This window comes from Sphingomonas sp. UNC305MFCol5.2, from assembly GCF_000712135.1.
Taxonomy (GTDB): Bacteria; Pseudomonadota; Alphaproteobacteria; order Sphingomonadales; family Sphingomonadaceae; genus Sphingomonas.
This window is the reverse complement of the sequence record NZ_JOOE01000004.1, coordinates 537,904-553,788: the sequence shown is the minus strand read 5'-3', so window position 1 is coordinate 553,788 and position 15,885 is coordinate 537,904. Positions and strand designations below refer to the sequence as shown.

At 65.6% G+C, this 15,885-nt stretch carries 16 protein-coding genes and 1 tRNA gene; 7 read left to right on the top strand and 10 right to left on the bottom strand.

Translation table 11 applies throughout. The annotated features are described in order from the left end of the window. Nucleotides 1-15: 15 nt before the first annotated feature. Nucleotides 16-999, bottom strand: a complete 984-nt coding sequence (locus BR78_RS0118785; protein WP_029937366.1) for an aldo/keto reductase — start codon at nucleotides 997-999, stop codon at nucleotides 16-18. A 98-nt stretch (nucleotides 1,000-1,097) separates the two neighbouring features. Here BR78_RS0118785 and BR78_RS0118780 point away from each other — a divergent pair, with 98 nt between their 5' ends. Continuing rightward, nucleotides 1,098-1,991, top strand: coding sequence for a LysR family transcriptional regulator (locus BR78_RS0118780; RefSeq protein ID WP_029724770.1), 894 nt, complete (start codon nucleotides 1,098-1,100; stop codon nucleotides 1,989-1,991). A 149-nt stretch (nucleotides 1,992-2,140) separates the two neighbouring features. Here the strand turns inward: BR78_RS0118780 and BR78_RS0118775 are convergent, their stop codons facing one another. Beyond that, complete coding sequence (locus BR78_RS0118775; protein ID WP_029937365.1) at nucleotides 2,141-4,006, bottom strand: ABC-F family ATP-binding cassette domain-containing protein; 1,866 nt, start codon at nucleotides 4,004-4,006, stop codon at nucleotides 2,141-2,143. Nucleotides 4,007-4,202: 196 nt separating this feature from the next. Between BR78_RS0118775 and BR78_RS0118770 the strand changes: the two genes are divergently transcribed. Beyond that, nucleotides 4,203-4,502 (top strand): hypothetical protein, encoded by a 300-nt coding sequence (locus BR78_RS0118770; RefSeq protein WP_197021403.1) that lies wholly within the window; start codon nucleotides 4,203-4,205, stop codon nucleotides 4,500-4,502. Between the two features lie 228 nt (nucleotides 4,503-4,730). On the opposite strand, the gene metH is transcribed toward BR78_RS0118770, so the two are convergent. The 4 genes from metH to BR78_RS0118750 form a co-directional block, all read right to left on the bottom strand. Beyond that, nucleotides 4,731-7,334: a methionine synthase gene (gene metH, locus BR78_RS0118765; RefSeq protein WP_029937363.1), complete on the bottom strand. Its 2,604-nt coding sequence runs from the start codon at nucleotides 7,332-7,334 to the stop codon at nucleotides 4,731-4,733. 122 nt (nucleotides 7,335-7,456) lie between these two features. Beyond that, the gene (locus tag BR78_RS0118760; protein WP_029937362.1) at nucleotides 7,457-8,503 is read right to left on the bottom strand and encodes a homocysteine S-methyltransferase family protein; all 1,047 of its coding nucleotides are present in this window, start codon (nucleotides 8,501-8,503) and stop codon (nucleotides 7,457-7,459) included. Between the two features lie 216 nt (nucleotides 8,504-8,719). Further along, nucleotides 8,720-9,637 carry a methylenetetrahydrofolate reductase gene (gene metF / locus BR78_RS0118755; RefSeq protein WP_029937361.1) on the bottom strand — a complete coding sequence of 306 codons (918 nt, stop codon included), beginning with the start codon at nucleotides 9,635-9,637 and terminating at the stop codon, nucleotides 8,720-8,722. After that, entirely contained in the window at nucleotides 9,634-10,587 is a 954-nt protein-coding gene (locus BR78_RS0118750) for an ArsR/SmtB family transcription factor (RefSeq protein WP_025561242.1), read from the bottom strand. The genes metF and BR78_RS0118750 overlap by 4 nt, the downstream gene beginning before the upstream one ends. A gap of 102 nt (nucleotides 10,588-10,689) precedes the next feature. Between BR78_RS0118750 and BR78_RS0118745 the strand changes: the two genes are divergently transcribed. The 4 genes from BR78_RS0118745 (at nucleotide 10,690) to BR78_RS0118730 (ending at nucleotide 12,794) form a co-directional block, all read left to right on the top strand. Then, nucleotides 10,690-10,923 carry a hypothetical protein gene (locus BR78_RS0118745; RefSeq protein WP_025561243.1) on the top strand — a complete coding sequence of 78 codons (234 nt, stop codon included), beginning with the start codon at nucleotides 10,690-10,692 and terminating at the stop codon, nucleotides 10,921-10,923. After that, complete coding sequence (locus BR78_RS21860; RefSeq protein WP_156022383.1) at nucleotides 10,920-11,084, top strand: hypothetical protein; 165 nt, start codon at nucleotides 10,920-10,922, stop codon at nucleotides 11,082-11,084. The genes BR78_RS0118745 and BR78_RS21860 overlap by 4 nt, the downstream gene beginning before the upstream one ends. Beyond that, nucleotides 11,081-12,031, top strand: a complete 951-nt coding sequence (locus tag BR78_RS0118735; protein ID WP_029937360.1) for an aldo/keto reductase — start codon at nucleotides 11,081-11,083, stop codon at nucleotides 12,029-12,031. The genes BR78_RS21860 and BR78_RS0118735 overlap by 4 nt, the downstream gene beginning before the upstream one ends. A gap of 91 nt (nucleotides 12,032-12,122) precedes the next feature. Then, nucleotides 12,123-12,794 (top strand): hypothetical protein, encoded by a 672-nt coding sequence (locus BR78_RS0118730; protein ID WP_025561238.1) that lies wholly within the window; start codon nucleotides 12,123-12,125, stop codon nucleotides 12,792-12,794. 99 nt (nucleotides 12,795-12,893) lie between these two features. Here the strand turns inward: BR78_RS0118730 and BR78_RS0118725 are convergent. After that, nucleotides 12,894-12,968: transfer RNA gene (locus BR78_RS0118725), tRNA-Val, on the bottom strand. Nucleotides 12,969-13,028: 60 nt separating this feature from the next. Then, entirely contained in the window at nucleotides 13,029-13,403 is a 375-nt protein-coding gene (gene cpdR / locus BR78_RS0118720) for a cell cycle two-component system response regulator CpdR (RefSeq protein ID WP_025561237.1), read from the bottom strand. Nucleotides 13,404-13,539: 136 nt separating this feature from the next. Here cpdR and BR78_RS0118715 point away from each other — a divergent pair, with 136 nt between their 5' ends. Continuing rightward, entirely contained in the window at nucleotides 13,540-14,364 is an 825-nt protein-coding gene (locus BR78_RS0118715) for an N-formylglutamate amidohydrolase (RefSeq protein ID WP_231478321.1), read from the top strand. A 189-nt stretch (nucleotides 14,365-14,553) separates the two neighbouring features. Here BR78_RS0118715 and BR78_RS0118710 read toward each other — a convergent pair whose 3' ends face one another. Continuing rightward, nucleotides 14,554-15,099, bottom strand: coding sequence for a cytochrome b (locus BR78_RS0118710; RefSeq protein WP_029724124.1), 546 nt, complete (start codon nucleotides 15,097-15,099; stop codon nucleotides 14,554-14,556). Beyond that, nucleotides 15,099-15,878 carry a SapC family protein gene (locus BR78_RS0118705; protein WP_025561259.1) on the bottom strand — a complete coding sequence of 260 codons (780 nt, stop codon included), beginning with the start codon at nucleotides 15,876-15,878 and terminating at the stop codon, nucleotides 15,099-15,101. Before BR78_RS0118705 ends, BR78_RS0118710 begins: the two co-directional genes overlap by 1 nt. Nucleotides 15,879-15,885 lie beyond the last annotated feature (7 nt).

The window sequence follows — 15,885 nt, the reverse complement described above, 5'->3', positions numbered from 1 at the left end:
ACGCGTAAAAGGTGTTCAGCGGTTGACGGCAGCCTGCAGGTTCGCCGGATAGCGATCGCCCGCAACCGGGATCGCGTCGAGCGCGGCGCCGATCTCGCGCAGCTCGTCGATGGTCAGCGCGATCTCCGCGCCGCCGATATTCTCCTCGAGCCGGTGCAATTTGGTGGTGCCCGGAATCGGCACGATCCACGGCTTCTGCGCGAGCAGCCAGGCAATCGCGATCTGGGCGGGCGTCGCCTGTTTCGCTGCGGCGATCTCGCCGATCCGGTCGACCAGCGCCTGGTTGGCGGCACGCGCCTCCGCCGCGAAACGCGGAATCCTGTTGCGGAAGTCGTCGCTGGCGAGTTGGGTGTCGGCGGTGATCGCGCCGGTCAGGAAGCCGCGCCCCAGCGGGCTGAACGGCACGAAACCGATCCCGAGTTCCTCGAGCGCCGGCAATATCTCGCGCTCGGGCTCGCGCCACCATAGCGAATATTCGCTCTGCAATGCCGCCACCGGCTGCACGGCATGCGCGCGGCGGATCGTGTCGACGCCCGCCTCGGACATGCCGAAATGCTTTACCTTGCCCTCCGCGATCAGCGCCGCGACGGTGCCGGCGACCTCCTCGATCGGCACATTCGGATCGACGCGATGCTGGTAGAGCAAGTCGATGCGGTCGGTCCTGAGACGCTTGAGCGCCGCCTCGGTCACCGCGCGGATATTCTCGGGCCGGCTGTCCATCCCGTCGCTAGGCACGCCGCCCGCGAAGCCGAACTTGGTGGCGATCACCACCTGGTCGCGGACCGGCGCCAGCGCCTCGCCGAGCAGATCCTCATTGGCGAACGGGCCATAGGCCTCAGCCGTGTCGAAAAAGGTCACGCCGCGCTCGAACGCGCCGCGCAGCAGCCGGATCGCGTCCGTCCGCTCCGGGGCGGGGCCATAGGCATAGCTCAGACCCATACAGCCCAGACCGATCGCCGGGACTTCGAGGCCGCTGCGGCCGAGTATGCGCTTCTGCATGGGATTGCTCCATTCATTGGGGAGCCTCCCAGATAAGTCTTGGGCGTGCCCGCGATTAGGCACTAATAAGTACATGTAGTCATATCGGAGATTCATCAATGCGGCGCGAGGAACTGGCCGATCTGGCCGCCTTCATGGCCGTAGCCGAGGAGCGCAGCTTCACGCGCGCCGCCGCCAGGCTCGGCACCTCGCAATCGGCGTTGAGCCACACGATCCGCCGGCTCGAGACGCGCCTGGGCGTCCGCCTGCTCGCCCGCACCACGCGAAGCGTCGTCGCCACCCAGGCGGGGGAGCGCCTGCTGGCGACCCTGCGCCCCGCTTTCGACGATATCGACGCCCAGCTCGCCGCGCTCACCGAATTGCGCGACAAGCCCGCCGGCACGGTCCGCATCACCTGCACCGGGCAGGCGGCCCGCGACGTCCTCTGGCCGGCGCTGGAGAAGCTGCTCCCGACCCATCCGGACATACATGTCGAGATCAGCATCGACTCGTCCTTGACCGACATCGTCAGCGAACGGTTCGATGCAGGGATACGGATCTGGGAGCAGGTGGCGAAGGATATGATCGCGGTGCGCGTCGGGCCCGACCTGCGCATGGCGGCAGTCGCCTCGCCCTCCTATTTCGCCCGCAATCCGCCCCCGCGCACGCCGCAGGATCTTGCCGGGCACACCTGCATCAACATGCGGCTGCGCACGTCCGGAGGTCTCTACGCCTGGGAACTCGACAGGGACGATCGCGAGCTCAAGGTACGAGTCGAGGGACAGCTCGTACTCAACGATGTCGACATGATCGTCACCGCCGCCGAAGCCGGCTTCGGCATCGCCTTCTTGCCCGAGGACCATTTCCGCGAATCGCTCAAGGCCGGTCGGCTCGTGCGCGTGCTGGAGGACTGGTGCTCGCCCTTCCCCGGCTATCACCTCTACTATCCCAGCCGCCGCCAGATGACCCCCGCCTTCGCGCTGCTGGTCGAGGCGCTGCGCTATCGGGGGTAGGGTCGGTCCCGTCCAATTGGTCGTCACCCCCGCGAAAGCGGGGGCCCATCTCCGGCGGTATCCACAAGTATCACGGTGCGGTGTGTGGCTCGTCCACGAGATGGGTCCCCGCTTTCGCGGGGATGACGTTTTTGGGGAGTGATGCCTGTCTAGGCGGCGATACCCTCCAGCGCCTCGCTCGCTTCCATCCACGCCGCCTCGGCCGCGTCGATCCTGTCGCTCAGCTCGGCGCGGCGCTTCATCAGCTCGGTCATCGTCAATTTGGTCAGCGCCACGTCCGCCGCGGAAGGGTCGAACATCGCCCGCTCGACTGCGCTGCGCTGCTCGGTCAGCTTGGCCAGCTCGGTCTCCGCGGCCTTGGCCGCCTTGCGCAATTCGGTGCCCTTCTCGCGCGCCTCGGCGGCGAGGCGACGCGCCTCCTTCTTGTCGGCCTTGGACAGCTTCGGCCCCTGCCCCTCCTTGCTCAGCACGAAGGCGATGTAATCGTCGAGCGACCCGTCGAATTCCTTCGCGGTGCCCTGATCGACCAGCACCAGCCGGTCGGCGGTCATCTCGAGCATGTGGCGGTCGTGGCTGACCAGCACCACGGTGCCGGTATAATTGTTGAGCGCCTGGATCAGCGCCTCGCGCGCGTCGACATCAAGGTGATTGGTCGGCTCGTCGAGGATCAGCATATGCGGCGCGTCGCGGGTGATCAGCGCCAGCGCCAGCCGCGCGCGCTCGCCGCCTGAGAGCTTGCCGACCTCGGTGGTAGCCTTCTGCCCCGAAAAGCCAAAGCGGCCCAGTTGCCCGCGCACCGCGCCCTGGCTCGCCCCCTTCATCAGCACCGTCATATGCTGGAGCGGCGTCTCGGTGCGGTCGAGCTCCTCGACTTGATATTGGGTGAAATATCCCACCCGCATCTTGCCGCTGGCGTTCATCGCGCCTTCCATCGGCGTCAGCTGCGCCGCGAGCAGCCGCGCCAGCGTGGTCTTGCCGTTGCCGTTGCGCCCGAGCAGCGCCACCCGGTCGTCGGGATCGATCCGCAGATTGAGCCGCTTGAGGATCGGCGTCTCGCCATAGCCGACGGTCGCCAGATCGAGCGTGATCAGCGGCGGACGCAATTCGTCGGGATTGGGGAAGTCGAAGCTCAAGGTCGGATCGTCGACCAATTCGGCGATCGGCTGCATCTTCGCCAGCGCCTTGACGCGCGACTGCGCCTGCTTGGCAGTGGAGGCGCGGGCGGAATTCTTGGCGATATAGGCTTGCAGATGCTCGCGCTGCGCCTGCTGCTTCGCCCGCGCCGACGCGATCTGCGCCTGCCGCTCGGCCCGCTGGCGCTCGAACGCGTCATACCCGCCCGGATAAAGCGTCAGCTTGCCGCGATCGAGATGGAGGATGTGATCCACGACGTTGTTGAGGAAGTCGCGCTCGTGGCTGACCAGCAGGATCGTCGCCGGATAGCTCTTCAGGAAATCCTCGAGCCACAAGACCGCTTCGAGATCGAGGTGGTTCGAAGGCTCGTCGAGCAACAGCATGTCGGGCTGCGAGAACAACAGGCTCGCCAGCGCCACGCGCATCTTCCACCCGCCCGAGAAGCTGTCGAGCGGCTGATGCTGCATCTCTTCGTCGAAGCCGAGCCCGACGAGGATCTGTGCCGCGCGGCTCGGCGCGGTATAGGCGTCGATCGCCATCAGCCGCTCGTGCACCTCGCCCAGCCGGTCGGGATCGTGACTCGTCTCGCTCTCATGGAGCAGCGCCGCCCGCTCGATATCGGCAGCGAGCACGGTCTCGAACGGCGTCGCGTCGCCATGCGGGGCTTCCTGCGCGATATAGCCGAGCCTGGCGCCACGCGGCATGTCGACACTGCCGGTATCAGGCTCGAGCTGCGACGCGATCACCTTGACGAGCGTGGTCTTGCCCGCGCCGTTGCGCCCGATCAGCCCGATCCGACCCCTGGGCGGCAGCTTGGCGGTCGCGCCGTCGATGATCGTGCGCCCGCCGAGGCGCACCGTGATGTCGGTCAGATTGAGCATGATGGCGGGCGCCTAGCGCATTAAACCGCCATCGTCACCCCATGGCGCCCGTCATCGCTCCAGTTCTCGCCGTTCTCCTGCAAAGGCGGGAGCCGATGATCGCAGCGGCCGGATTGTCTTTGTTTCGACATCGAAACCATGAGACACAGTTGCACGCGACTCGCAATCGCGTCTCGCAAGATGGGGGGGAAGTCCAATGGGCGACAATCCGAACTATCCGATCGGAACGGCCGCAGTGAGCTGGCTCGACAGTTCGAATCAAATTCATATCCGTGTCTATTCGACTGACGGCTATACGCTGACCGAACGCTGCTGGGACGGCGGTGGATGGGTCGCGGGTGGCTTCAATGCGCCCGGTGGCGCGGCCTCGGCGACGTGCTGGCAGGCCTCGGACGGCGTCCACATCCGCGTCTACGCCACGAATGACGACGCCACGATCGAATGGTGTTTCGATCCCGGCAGCGATTGGACGCAAGGTCAATACACCACCAGCTGAGCCGCCTGGCGCCGCCGGCGCGCGTCGGCGGCGCTTCGCTTTCAAAATAGGATTTGGTGTGAAACACTCTGGCCGCTCTTTGAAAGCCGCTCTTTGAAAGTGGTGAATGAACGCGCGTGCACGACGCAATTTCATTACACGGATACGCAACGAAATTAGCGAATCCGCGGGAAAAGTGCGAAGTTAAGCGCGGCAAATCCTACAAACGGGCCGGCCACCCGTCCCGACTCAATCGAGGTTCGGCCGAAGATACCGCGTCGCGAGATCGAGCGGGATGCCGCGTCGCGCCGCATATTCCTCGAGCTGGTCCTGCCCGATCCGGGCGACACCGAAATATTCGGCCTGCGGATGTCCGAAATAGAAGCCCGACACTGCCGAGGTTGGCAGCATCGCGAAGCTTTCGGTCAGCGAGATCCCGGTGCGCTTGTGCGCATCGAGCATCTTGAACAGGATCGGCTTGAGGCTGTGCTCGGGGCACGCCGGATAGCCCGGCGCCGGGCGGATGCCGCGATACTGCTCCTTGATCAGCGCCTCGTTGGTCAGCTGCTCGCCCTCGGCATAGCCCCAGAGCGACGTGCGCACGAACTGGTGCAGTCGCTCGGCGAACGCTTCTGCCAGACGATCCGCCAGCGCCTTGAGCAATATGTCCGAATAATCGTCGATCGCGTTCTTGAAGCGCGCGAGGTGCGGTTCGATCCCGTGGATGCCCACCGCGAAGCCGCCGATCCAGTCACCGTCATGGTCGATGAAGTCGGCGAGGCACATGTTCGCCCTGCCCTCGCGCTTGGCGATCTGCTGGCGCAGCATCGGCAGCGTGACATGCTCCTCGTCCTGTACGTGCACGATGATATCGTCGCCCTGCCGCCTGCACGGCCACAGTCCGGCGACGCCGCGCGCGGTCAGCCACTTCTCGGCAATGATCTTGTCGAGCATCGCCTGCGCATCGGCGAACAGCGAGCTCGCGCTTTCGCCGACCACCTTGTCCTCGAGGATTGCCGGGTAATTGCCGGCCAGCTCCCAGGCGCGGAAGAACGGCGTCCAATCGATGTATTTCCGAAGGTCGTTGAGGTCCCAATCGAGGAACTCGTGCACGCCCGGCATGCGCGGCTTGCCCGGCTTGAGCGCCATGTCGGCCTCGAACGCGTTGTCGCGCGCCTTTTCCAGCGGCAACAATTCGCTCTGCCCGCGCCCGGCACGCGCGACGCGCACCTGCTCATATTCCTCGGCGATCTTGGCGACATACTCGTCGCGGATCGTGTCCGAGACGAGCGTCGTCGCCACGCCGACCGCGCGCGACGCGTCGAGCACGTGCACCACCGGCCCCTTATATGCCGGCTCGATCCGCAGCGCGGTATGCACGCGGGACGTCGTCGCCCCGCCGATCAGCAGTGGCATGGTCATGCCCGAACGCTGCATCTCCTCGGCGACGGTGACCATCTCGTCGAGGCTCGGCGTGATCAGCCCCGAAAGCCCGATCATGTCGGCATCGTTCTCGTTCGCCGCTTCGAGGATCTTCGTCCAGGGCACCATCACCCCCAGATCGACCACTTCGAAGCCGTTGCACTGCAAGACCACCCCGACGATGTTCTTGCCGATATCGTGGACGTCGCCCTTGACGGTCGCCATCACGACCTTGCCCTTGCCCTTGGCGCCAGGCTCCTTCGCGGCCTCGATGAAGGGCAGCAGATGCGCCACTGCCTTCTTCATCACGCGCGCCGATTTGACCACCTGCGGCAGGAACATCTTGCCCGAACCGAACAGGTCGCCGACCACGTTCATCCCGTCCATCAGCGGGCCCTCGATCACTTCGATCGGGCGCGCGAATGCCTGGCGGCACTCCTCGGTATCCTCGACGACGAACTGGTCGATGCCCTTGACCAAAGCATGTTCGAGCCGCTTGGCCACGGGCCAGCCGCGCCATTCGGCCGCCTGCTTCTCGGCCACCGCATCGGTACCGCGATAGCGCTCGGCCAGCGCCACCAGCCGCTCGCCGGCATCGGGGTCGCGATTGAGGATGACGTCCTCGCAGGCCGTGCGCAGCTCGGGCTCGATCTGGTCGTAGACGTCGAGCTGGCCGGCATTGACGATCGCCATGTCCATCCCTGCGGGGATCGCGTGGTAGAGGAACACCGAGTGCATCGCCTTGCGCACGACTTCGTTGCCGCGGAAGCTGAACGACAGGTTCGAAAGCCCGCCCGAGATATGGACGTGCGGGCAGCGCGCCTTGATCTCCCTGCATGCCTCGATGAAGTCGACGCCGTAATTATTGTGCTCCTCGATGCCCGTGGCGACGGCGAACACGTTGGGATCGAAGATGATATCCTCGGGCGGGAAGCCGATCCCGACGAGCAATTTGTACGCCCGCTCGCAAATCTCGACCTTGCGCTCCTTGGTGTCCGCCTGCCCGACCTCGTCGAACGCCATGACGACCACCGCGGCGCCATAGGCCATGCACTTGCGCGCATGATCGAGGAACTGGTCGACGCCTTCCTTCATGCTGATCGAATTGACGATCGGCTTGCCGCTGACGCACTTCAGCCCCGCTTCGATCACGTCCCACTTGGACGAATCGACCATCACCGGGATGCGGGCGATGTCGGGCTCGGCCTGGATCAGCTTGAGGAAGGTGGTCATCGCCTCGTGCGCATCGAGCAGGCCCTCGTCCATGTTGACGTCGAGCACCTGCGCGCCCGCCTCGACCTGCTGCAGCGCGACTTCGACCGCGGCGGCATAGTCCCCAGCCATCACCAGCTTCTTGAAGCGGGCGGAGCCGGTGACGTTGGTGCGCTCGCCGATATTGACGAAGCTGGTCGAGGAGGCGGTGGTGTTCATATCTTCTTTCTTCCCCCTCTCCCCTTCGGGGGAGAGGGCCGGGGAGAGGGGCAGTGGGAGAGCGCATCGTTCATGCCCTTCTCCCTAACCCTCTCCCCTGAAGGGGAGAGGGAATTTGCGGGTTACGCCGCCATCGTGAACGGTTCGAGCCCGGCGAGCCGCGTCCGCACTTCCGGGGTCGGCAGTGGCCGCGCCGGCAAGTCCTTCACCGCCTGCGCGATCGCCGCGATGTGCGCCGGCGTCGATCCGCAGCACCCGCCGAGCACATTGACCTGCCCGGCATCGGCCCATTCCTTGACCAGTCCGGCGGTGGTCGCCGGTGCCTCGTCATAGGCGCCCAATTCGTTAGGCAGGCCGGCATTGGGATAGACCATGATCAGCGTGTCGCACAGCGCGCTCAGCGTCTTGACGTGCGGCCGCAGCTGCTCCGCCCCAAACGAGCAATTGAGCCCGATCGTCACCGGCCGCGCATGACGCACTGCGTGCCAAAACGCCTCGACGGTGTGCCCCGACAAATTCCGCCCCGAGAGATCGGTCAGCGTCATCGACAGCATGATCGGCAGGTCGCGGCCGAGATCGTTGCCCGCCTCGATCGCCGCCATGACCCCGGCCTTGGCGTTCAGGGTATCGAACACCGTCTCAATCAGAATGAAATCGACGCCGCCCTCGACCAGCGCATCGATCTGCTCGCGGTACACGTCCTTGAGGTAATCGAAGTCGATCTCGCGATAGCCTGGATCGTTGACGTCCGGGCTCAGTGACAGCGTCTTGTTGGTCGGCCCCAGCGCGCCGGCCACGAAGCGCGGCCGCCCGTCCTTCGCCTCGAACTCGTCGGCGATCGAACGCGCCAGCTTTGCGCTCTCGACATTGATCTCGCGCACCAGATGCTCGGCGCCGTAATCGGCCTGGCTGATCCGGTTGGCCGAGAAGGTGTTGGTCTCGGCGATGTCGGCCCCGGCCTCGAAATAGGCGCGGTGGATCGATGCCGGCACCTCGGGCTTGGTCAGCGCGAGGATGTCGTTATTGCCCTTCTGATCGTGGCTGAGGCCCAGATCACCGGCATAGGCCTCTTCGCCCAGCTTCCAGTTCTGGATCTCGGTTCCGAACGCACCGTCGGTGATCAGGATGCGCTTGGCGGCTTCGGCCAGCAGTTTCTCGCGTGCAGTCATTTTCTTCACCTTCTTAAGCCCCTCCCCTTCAGGGGAGGGGTTGGGGGTGGGGCCTGTCAGCGAGCGATACCGCCTGAGGCACTGCCCCCCCCCCCCCCCCCCCCCCCCCCGGGGGGGGGGGGGGGGGGGGGGGGGGTGGGGCCTGTCAGCGAGCGATACCGCCTGAGGCACTGCCCCACCCCAACCCCTCCCCTGAAGGGGAGGGGCTATTTGAGTTCAGGCCGCCACCAGCTCCGCGCCGACCTTCGGCCGCAGCCCGAGCAGATGGCAGATCGCGTAGCTCAGCTCCGCGCGATTGAGCGTGTAGAAGTGGAACTGCCGCACATCGCCCGCATACAGTTTCCGGCACAATTCGGCGGCAAGCGTCGCCGCGACCAGCTGCCGTGCCGCAGGATGCTCGTCCAATCCCTCGAACAATTTGCCCATCCACGCCGGCACCGCGGTGCCGCACATTGCCGACATGCGCTGGACGCTGGCGAAGTTCATCACCGGCATGATCCCCGGCACGATCTCGGCGGTGATCCCGGCTTTGGCGGCATCGTCGCGGAAGCGGAAGAAGGTCTCGGGCTCGAAGAAGAACTGCGTGATCGCGCGGGTCGCGCCCGCATCGATCTTGGCCTTGAGATTGTCGATATCGGCAGTCGCGTTCGCCGAATCCGGATGGCATTCGGGATAGGCCGCGACCGAGATTTCGAACGGGTGGAGCTTCTTCAGCCCCGCCACCAGGGCCGCTGCGTTCTCGTACCCGCCCGGGTGCGACCGGAATTTCTCGCCCGCCCGCGGCGGATCGCCGCGCAGCGCGACGATATGGCGAACGCCCGCCGCCCAATATTCCTCGGCGACCTGATCGATCTCCTCGCGCGTCGCCTCGACGCAGGTGAGATGCGCTGCGGCCGGGATCGCCGTTTCGCGCGCGATCCGCGCCACCGTATTGTGCGTCCGCTCGCGCGTCGTACCGCCCGCGCCATAGGTCACGCTGACGAAGCGCGGGCCGAGCGGCGACAGCGTCTGGATCGATTCCCAGAGCGTCTCCTCCATCTTCTCGGTCTTGGGCGGGAAAAATTCGAAGCTCACTTCGATGTCGCCGGCCACGTCCGCGAACAGCGGGGCCGCCAGCGGGTCCACGATACTCATGCCGCCTTCACTTTCTTCGATTCCATGCCGGTCTTGCGACCCAGCCACAATTTGACGGTCAGTTCACCGCCCTCGAGCGTCTCGATCTGCGCCGGGGCGAGCCCCGCGCCGGAGAACCAGCTGAGGACCTGCTCGTCCGAGAAACCCAGCCGGGTATGCGCATCGCGCGAACGCAATTCCTCGCGATCATGCGGCGCGAAATCGACGATCAAAAGCCGCCCACCATCGCTCAGAACGCGCGCTGCTTCGCCGATCGCGGCGCCCGGCTGCTGGGCGAAATGAAGCACATGATGCAATATCGCTGCATCCGCGCCGCCGTCCTGCAGCGGCAGCGCATAGAGGTCCGCCTGGCGCAGCTCGGTATGCGCCAGCCCGCGCTCGGAGAGTTTGGCGCGCGCCAGTCGCAGCATTTCGGAGGAGCGATCGATACCCAGCGCGTTTCGGGCGAGCGGCGCGAACAGTTCGAGCATCCGGCCGGTGCCCGTACCGATATCGATCAGGCTGCCCATCGGCGTATCGCCCAGCGCCTTGGCCATCGCCGCCTCGACTTCGCTCTCGGCGACATGGAGCGATCGAATCGCGTCCCACTGGCCGGCATTGGCCTCGAACCACTCCGCCGCCGCGCTCGCCCGATCGGCGCGCACCGCCGCCAGCCGCGCCTCGTCGGCGACGGTCCAGTGATCGGCTTCGTTCCAGCTATCGAGCGCCCCGAGGATCGGTTGGACCTTGGCGTGCGCGCCCAGCGCGACGAACACCCAGCTTCCCTCCTTGCGCCGCTCGGCGAGGCCCGCGTCGCACAGGATCTTCACATGCCGGCTGACGCGCGGCTGGCTCTGCCCGAGCACCTGCGCTAGCTCGCCCACCGACAGCTCCATCGAGCGCAGCAACGCGACGATGCGCAGCCGCGTGGAGTCCGCGAGAGCGCGGAAGATGGCGAGGGCCTGGACCATGCGGCTTATAGATATAAAGATATCTTTATATCAGGTCAACGCAGTTGCGCAGTCCGCCCCCGCTGTTTAGCCCTTCGCGAGGCTAAACAAGAGGCTGAACCCATGCGCAAGACCCTGCTCCTCCTCCCCGTCGCCCTGCTCGCCCTTTCCGCCTGCGGCGGCGCGAAGAACGAGGCGGCCGAAGCCAATGAAACCGTCACCGGCGACAGCAACACGATGGGCGAAGCGGTCAGCGACGTGAACGCCGCCAACGCCGCCACCGAGGCCGCCTTCACCGAGGCCGAGAATTCGTACCAGGGCAACGCCGCCGACGCCGGCAACGAGATCGACGAATGATGCGCGGGCTGCCGCTGCTGCTGATCGCCCTGGCGCTCGCGGGCTGCGGCGGCTCCGACGAAAACGCGCCGTCCGCCGACGAAGCCCGCCAGCTCAACGAAGCGGCGGCGGCGACCGACGTCAACGCGAGCTTCGGCGACAATGGATCGGTGTGGCAATGACCGTGCTCCGCGAACTCGGCACCAGCGGCCTCATGACGCCACCGCTCGTGCTGGGGGGCAACGTCTTCGGCTGGACCGCGGACAAGGCGACGAGCTTCCGCATTCTCGATCGCTTCGTCGATGCGGGCGGCACGATGATCGACACTGCCGACGTCTATTCGAGCTGGGTCCCCGGGCATCGGGGCGGCGAATCCGAGACGATCATCGGCGAGTGGCTGCGCAACTCGGGCAAGCGCGACAAGGTGCTCCTCGCGACCAAGGTCGGCATGCTCGATGGCGAGGGCGGCACCGGGCTGGCTCCCGCGCGCATTGCCGCCGCGGCCGAAGCCTCGCTCCAGCGGCTCGGCGTCGACACGATCGATCTCTATTTCGCGCATCAGGACGACGAGGATGTGCCGCAGGAAGAGGTGCTCGCGGCGTTCGCCACGCTGATCGAGGCAGGCAAGGTTCGCACGCTCGGCGCCTCCAACTTCCACGCCGCCCGTCTCAAGTCCGCGCTCGACGTGGCCATGCGCGAGGGGCTCCCCCATTATCGGGTGCTCCAGCCCGAATATAATCTGGTCAGCCGCCACAAGTTCGAAGGCGAGCTTCAGGACTTGTGCGTCACCCATAATATCGGTGTCGTGCCCTATTACGGTCTCGCTTCGGGCTTCCTCACCGGCAAGTATCGCAGCGAAGCCGATCTCGGCAAAAGCGTTCGCGGCGGCCGGATGGCGGCGTTTCTCGAAAGCAAAGGCGGCACGGTGCTCGCCGCGATGGACGAAGTCGCCGCGGAGACAGGGGCGAGCCTCGCCCAGATCGCACTGGCATGGCTCGCCGCGCAGGCGGGAGTCACCGCTCCGATCGCCAGCGCCACGTCGATCGAGCAACTCGACGAGCTGGCCGGCAGCTGGGATCTCACGCTCACCTCCAAACAACTGGACAGGCTGACCGCCGCCGGCGCGTGAGGTTCGATCGACTGCGCGTTACGATGGGGGCGCGTTGCCGCGGCCGATGCGCGGTTGCCTTCGCTCGAGGCTCGCGATAGCCCAGCCTCTCATGGTCTTCCTGTCCGCGTTCTTCTTCTTCATCAGCCAGCATTCGCTGCTGTCGCTGCCGCTCTGGATCCTCGCCGGCTTCGCGCTGGGCGGCGCGGCAAGTGCATTGCTCCGGAATTATGCCTGGATGGGGCTGAGCGTGCTCGGCTTCGTGATCGGGATCGCCAATATCTTCCTCGGGTCGATGGCCAATGCGGTCTTCCTCAACGCCTACGGCACCTATGGCACCGCAGTGATCACGCATGAGGAGGAAACCAGCTCCCAGCTCAACGATGCCAATATCTGGGAATATGACGCCGTGATCCGCACCGCCGACGGCCACGACGTCAAGACCGGCTTCGATACCATGTCCGCGAGCCTTTACCCGCCGCGCAACGCGATCGAGATTCCCCCCAAAGGCGAGCGCTTCGTCGTCAAGTACATTCCCGGGTTCGAACGCAATATCGCGATCATGCGCGACGAATCGCCCTTCGGCAAAAGGCTGCTGCTCAGGGCAGCGCTCGAACCGGTCGAGCGTGCCGCCGCGCAGGTCGAGGCAAGTCCCGACAATCCTGACTTCCGTCACGAATATCGCGACGCGATCGAGAAATTCCTAGCGCGCCATGCCCAGGATGCGCCTCCCGAACTGGTAGATCGTTATCGCGGCGAGCTGGAACGTCTTCGCGGCGCCTGAGGCTCCAGGCGACCCGCAGCGCGGGGGTCAGTCATGGCAGCGGAACGGCCGGATAAAACAAAAAGGCTAGCAAGGTATCGACCTTGCTAGCCTTTTTAATGGTGGGCGTGGCAAGGATTGAACTTGCGACCCCTGCGATGTCAACACAGTGCTCTACCACTGAGCTACACGCCCCCAAGGAGGGCGGGCTTTAGCGGGGGTTTTCGCCCCGCGCAAGCGCCTCCGAACGCTAAATCAATTGAAGCCGGCATTCTCCGATTCGAACATGCGATCGACTTCGAGAACCAGGTCGCGCAGATGGAACGGCTTGGACAGCACCCGCGCCTGCGGAACCTGCTTGCCGGCCTTGAGCGTGACCGCCGCGAAACCGGTGATGAACATCACCCGCATCTCGGGCGCCATCTCGCTCGCGCGCTGGGCGAGCTCGATCCCGTCCATCTCGGGCATGACGATGTCGGTGAGGAGCAGGTCGAATCGCTCGGCCTCGAGCAGCGGAATCGCCTCGGTGCCGCGATCGACGGCGCTGACCGCATAGCCCGAACGCTCCAGCGCCCGGGTGAGGTATTCCCGCATCACGCGGTCATCCTCGGCCAGCAGAATTCGGATCATCTCTACCCCAAACCAATTTCAGGGGTCCATCCTATGCGCAAAGCCTTTAAAAAATTCCAGCAAGATTGCATCAGGATGATTGCTGACAAGGCGCCCCGTGCCTAGTCAGGGACAAGTGACGCCATTGCCCTCCTTCGTGCGCCATGGGCCTCTCGAACCGCTCACCCCGGTGATTCTCTCGGTGCCGCATGCGGGGCGGGACTATCCGCTGCCGCTTCGATCCGCGATCCGCGTGCCGCTGGCGGCGCTCAAGGGCCTCGAAGACCGCTATGCCGACGCACTGGGTCTCGACGCGCGCCGCACGGAGACGCTGTTCGTGGCGCAGCGCGCCCGTGCTTGGATCGACCTCAACCGCGCCGAACATGAGCGTGATCCGCGGCTCGACGATGGTGCGGTCACGATCGGCCATCCGCAATCGGCCAAGCTTCGCAGCGGGCTGGGGCTCGTCCCGCGCAGGGTCGGCAGTTCGGGCGACATTTGGCAGCGCCGCCTGTCCGCAGACGAAGTCCAGATGCGAATCCACGCGGATCACCGCCCCTATCATGCGGCGATCGCGGCGGCGCTGGCATCGGCGCGGGCGCGGTTCGGCGTCGCGGTGCTGATCGACATCCATTCGATGCCGTCGCTCGGCCCGGCGGCCAGCGCGCCGCGACTCGTGCTCGGCGACAGGTTCGGCAAGTCCGCCGCGGCCCGGTTCATCGGCCGGATCGAAGGCGTGGCGCGCGCGCACGGCGTGGCGACGGCGGCCAACGCACCTTATTCGGGCGGCCATGTCCTCGAGCGCCATGGCGAGCCGCGGCGCGGGGTGCACGCCATCCAGCTCGAATTCGATCGCGGGCTCTATCTCGATGCGGCGCTGGACGGCCCCGGCCCCGGCCTGCCGGCCACCACGCAGCTGCTCCGCGCGATCATCGACGCAGTCACCGACGAAGCGCTCCCCACCGCGATCGCCGCCGAGTAGCGGACAATAAAAAACCACCTCGTGCACTAGGCACGAGGTGGCCAAGGTTCAGGGAGGAGACACGCCCGAAGGCGTGCCGCACGGCCTCGCGAAAGGGGGGACACGACGCCGCACAGTGGAAATATAGTCGAGAGACCAAGGAGTTCAAGGCCTCCCGCCATAGTGCGAGGAAACGTGCGGCAGCGGCGCTCAGCCGTTGCGGGCGGCCCAGGGCAGCATCCGCGCGAGCACGCGATCCCGTAGCAGGAAATGGTGGCGCAGCGCAGCCGCGACATGGAGCACTACGAGCCCCGCCATCAGCAGCCCGAGCGCCTCATGCACATCATGTGCGGTGACGGCGATATCGCGCGTCATCGGGAGGAGCGGCAGATCGAACAGCCCGAACCAGCTGACCGGTCGCGGGCGCGCGGGATTGGACGTGAACATCCAGCCGGTCAGCGGCAGCGCGATCAGCAGCGCATAGAAAAGCCAGTGCACGGCTTTGGCGAGCGCCTTTTCCGCGGCTTTCATGTTCTCGGGGAAATGCGGCGGGCGATGCGTCAGCCGCCAGCCGAGACGGCCGAGGCTAAGTACCAGCACAGTCGCGCCTATCGCCTTGTGCGTCGGAATGACTCGAATCCCTTCCAGAAGCGATTCGTGGAAGAGCCCGAGGAAGAGATTGACGAGGACCAGCGCGGCGGTCGTCCAGTGGAAGGCGATTGCCCCCCGGTCGTAACGACCGCCGCGTGGAAGCATCAGGCCGGGTTGACGAGCTGCGGCTGCGGCATCTTGCCCATGCGAACCTGGCGCCCGAAGACGTCGCGCATCAGCGCCAGCGAGAAGAGATGCGCATAGATCAGCGGCAGCATGCCGTTCTGGACGATTTTCCGCAGCTGATCGCCGCGCAGCTCGTTGAGCTTGTTCTCGTCGATCATCATGAAGCCGCGATAGACGAAGGGCTGCTCATGGCCTTCCTGCTGGATGGTCACTTCGCCGTCGATCAGCAGGCCCAGCTCCTTGAGGTCCTTCATGAACATCGCGGTGCGCGCACCCGCCTGCTCGAACTGCTCGTTGAACTGGAGGATGTTCTTGGTGGTCTCGGTCGGCTCGCCATTCTCGAACAGCTTCTCGCCTTCCTCGAATGCACCGACGGTGTCGGAGGACGGATCGAAGCAGAGCGAGAGCTCGTCGGTGTCGGGACGCAGCCGCGCGAGCAGATAGGGGTAACGGCGAATATAGGCCGGGACGTAGAAGTTCGGATCGATCAGTCCGCCTTCGTCGTCGAAAAAGGTGTTCACGCCTTCGTTCAGGCCCATCAGCGCGAGCGGAACGGGATCGTCGCCCACCGAGAAGACGATCGGCATGTAGCGCTGGACGAGCGGGAATTCCTCGACCGTCACCGGAACGGCGTGCTGGCTGGCGAGGAACGGCGCCTTGTCGCGAACGCGGATGCGGAAATCGGCGTGCGTCTGGCTCGAAAGCGGTTCGAGTTGGTTGTAGAACAACGGAAGCGACTGTTGTGGCGCGCTGGCCATCCGAAAC

Excerpts from the sequence above, each read along its gene's own strand:
- BR78_RS0118785 (WP_029937366.1), bottom strand. The coding sequence starts at position 999 with ATGCAGAAGCGCATACTCGGCCGCAGCGGCCTCGAAGTCCCGGCGATC.
- BR78_RS0118780 (WP_029724770.1), top strand. The coding sequence starts at position 1,098 with ATGCGGCGCGAGGAACTGGCCGATCTGGCCGCCTTCATGGCCGTAGCC.
- BR78_RS0118775 (WP_029937365.1), bottom strand. The coding sequence starts at position 4,006 with ATGCTCAATCTGACCGACATCACGGTGCGCCTCGGCGGGCGCACGATC.
- BR78_RS0118770 (WP_197021403.1), top strand. The coding sequence starts at position 4,203 with ATGGGCGACAATCCGAACTATCCGATCGGAACGGCCGCAGTGAGCTGG.
- metH (WP_029937363.1), bottom strand. The coding sequence starts at position 7,334 with ATGAACACCACCGCCTCCTCGACCAGCTTCGTCAATATCGGCGAGCGC.
- BR78_RS0118760 (WP_029937362.1), bottom strand. The coding sequence starts at position 8,503 with ATGACTGCACGCGAGAAACTGCTGGCCGAAGCCGCCAAGCGCATCCTG.
- metF (WP_029937361.1), bottom strand. The coding sequence starts at position 9,637 with ATGAGTATCGTGGACCCGCTGGCGGCCCCGCTGTTCGCGGACGTGGCC.
- BR78_RS0118750 (WP_025561242.1), bottom strand. The coding sequence starts at position 10,587 with ATGGTCCAGGCCCTCGCCATCTTCCGCGCTCTCGCGGACTCCACGCGG.
- BR78_RS0118745 (WP_025561243.1), top strand. The coding sequence starts at position 10,690 with ATGCGCAAGACCCTGCTCCTCCTCCCCGTCGCCCTGCTCGCCCTTTCC.
- BR78_RS21860 (WP_156022383.1), top strand. The coding sequence starts at position 10,920 with ATGATGCGCGGGCTGCCGCTGCTGCTGATCGCCCTGGCGCTCGCGGGC.
- BR78_RS0118735 (WP_029937360.1), top strand. The coding sequence starts at position 11,081 with ATGACCGTGCTCCGCGAACTCGGCACCAGCGGCCTCATGACGCCACCG.
- BR78_RS0118730 (WP_025561238.1), top strand. The coding sequence starts at position 12,123 with ATGGTCTTCCTGTCCGCGTTCTTCTTCTTCATCAGCCAGCATTCGCTG.
- cpdR (WP_025561237.1), bottom strand. The coding sequence starts at position 13,403 with ATGATCCGAATTCTGCTGGCCGAGGATGACCGCGTGATGCGGGAATAC.
- BR78_RS0118710 (WP_029724124.1), bottom strand. The coding sequence starts at position 15,099 with ATGCTTCCACGCGGCGGTCGTTACGACCGGGGGGCAATCGCCTTCCAC.
- BR78_RS0118705 (WP_025561259.1), bottom strand. The coding sequence starts at position 15,878 with ATGGCCAGCGCGCCACAACAGTCGCTTCCGTTGTTCTACAACCAACTC.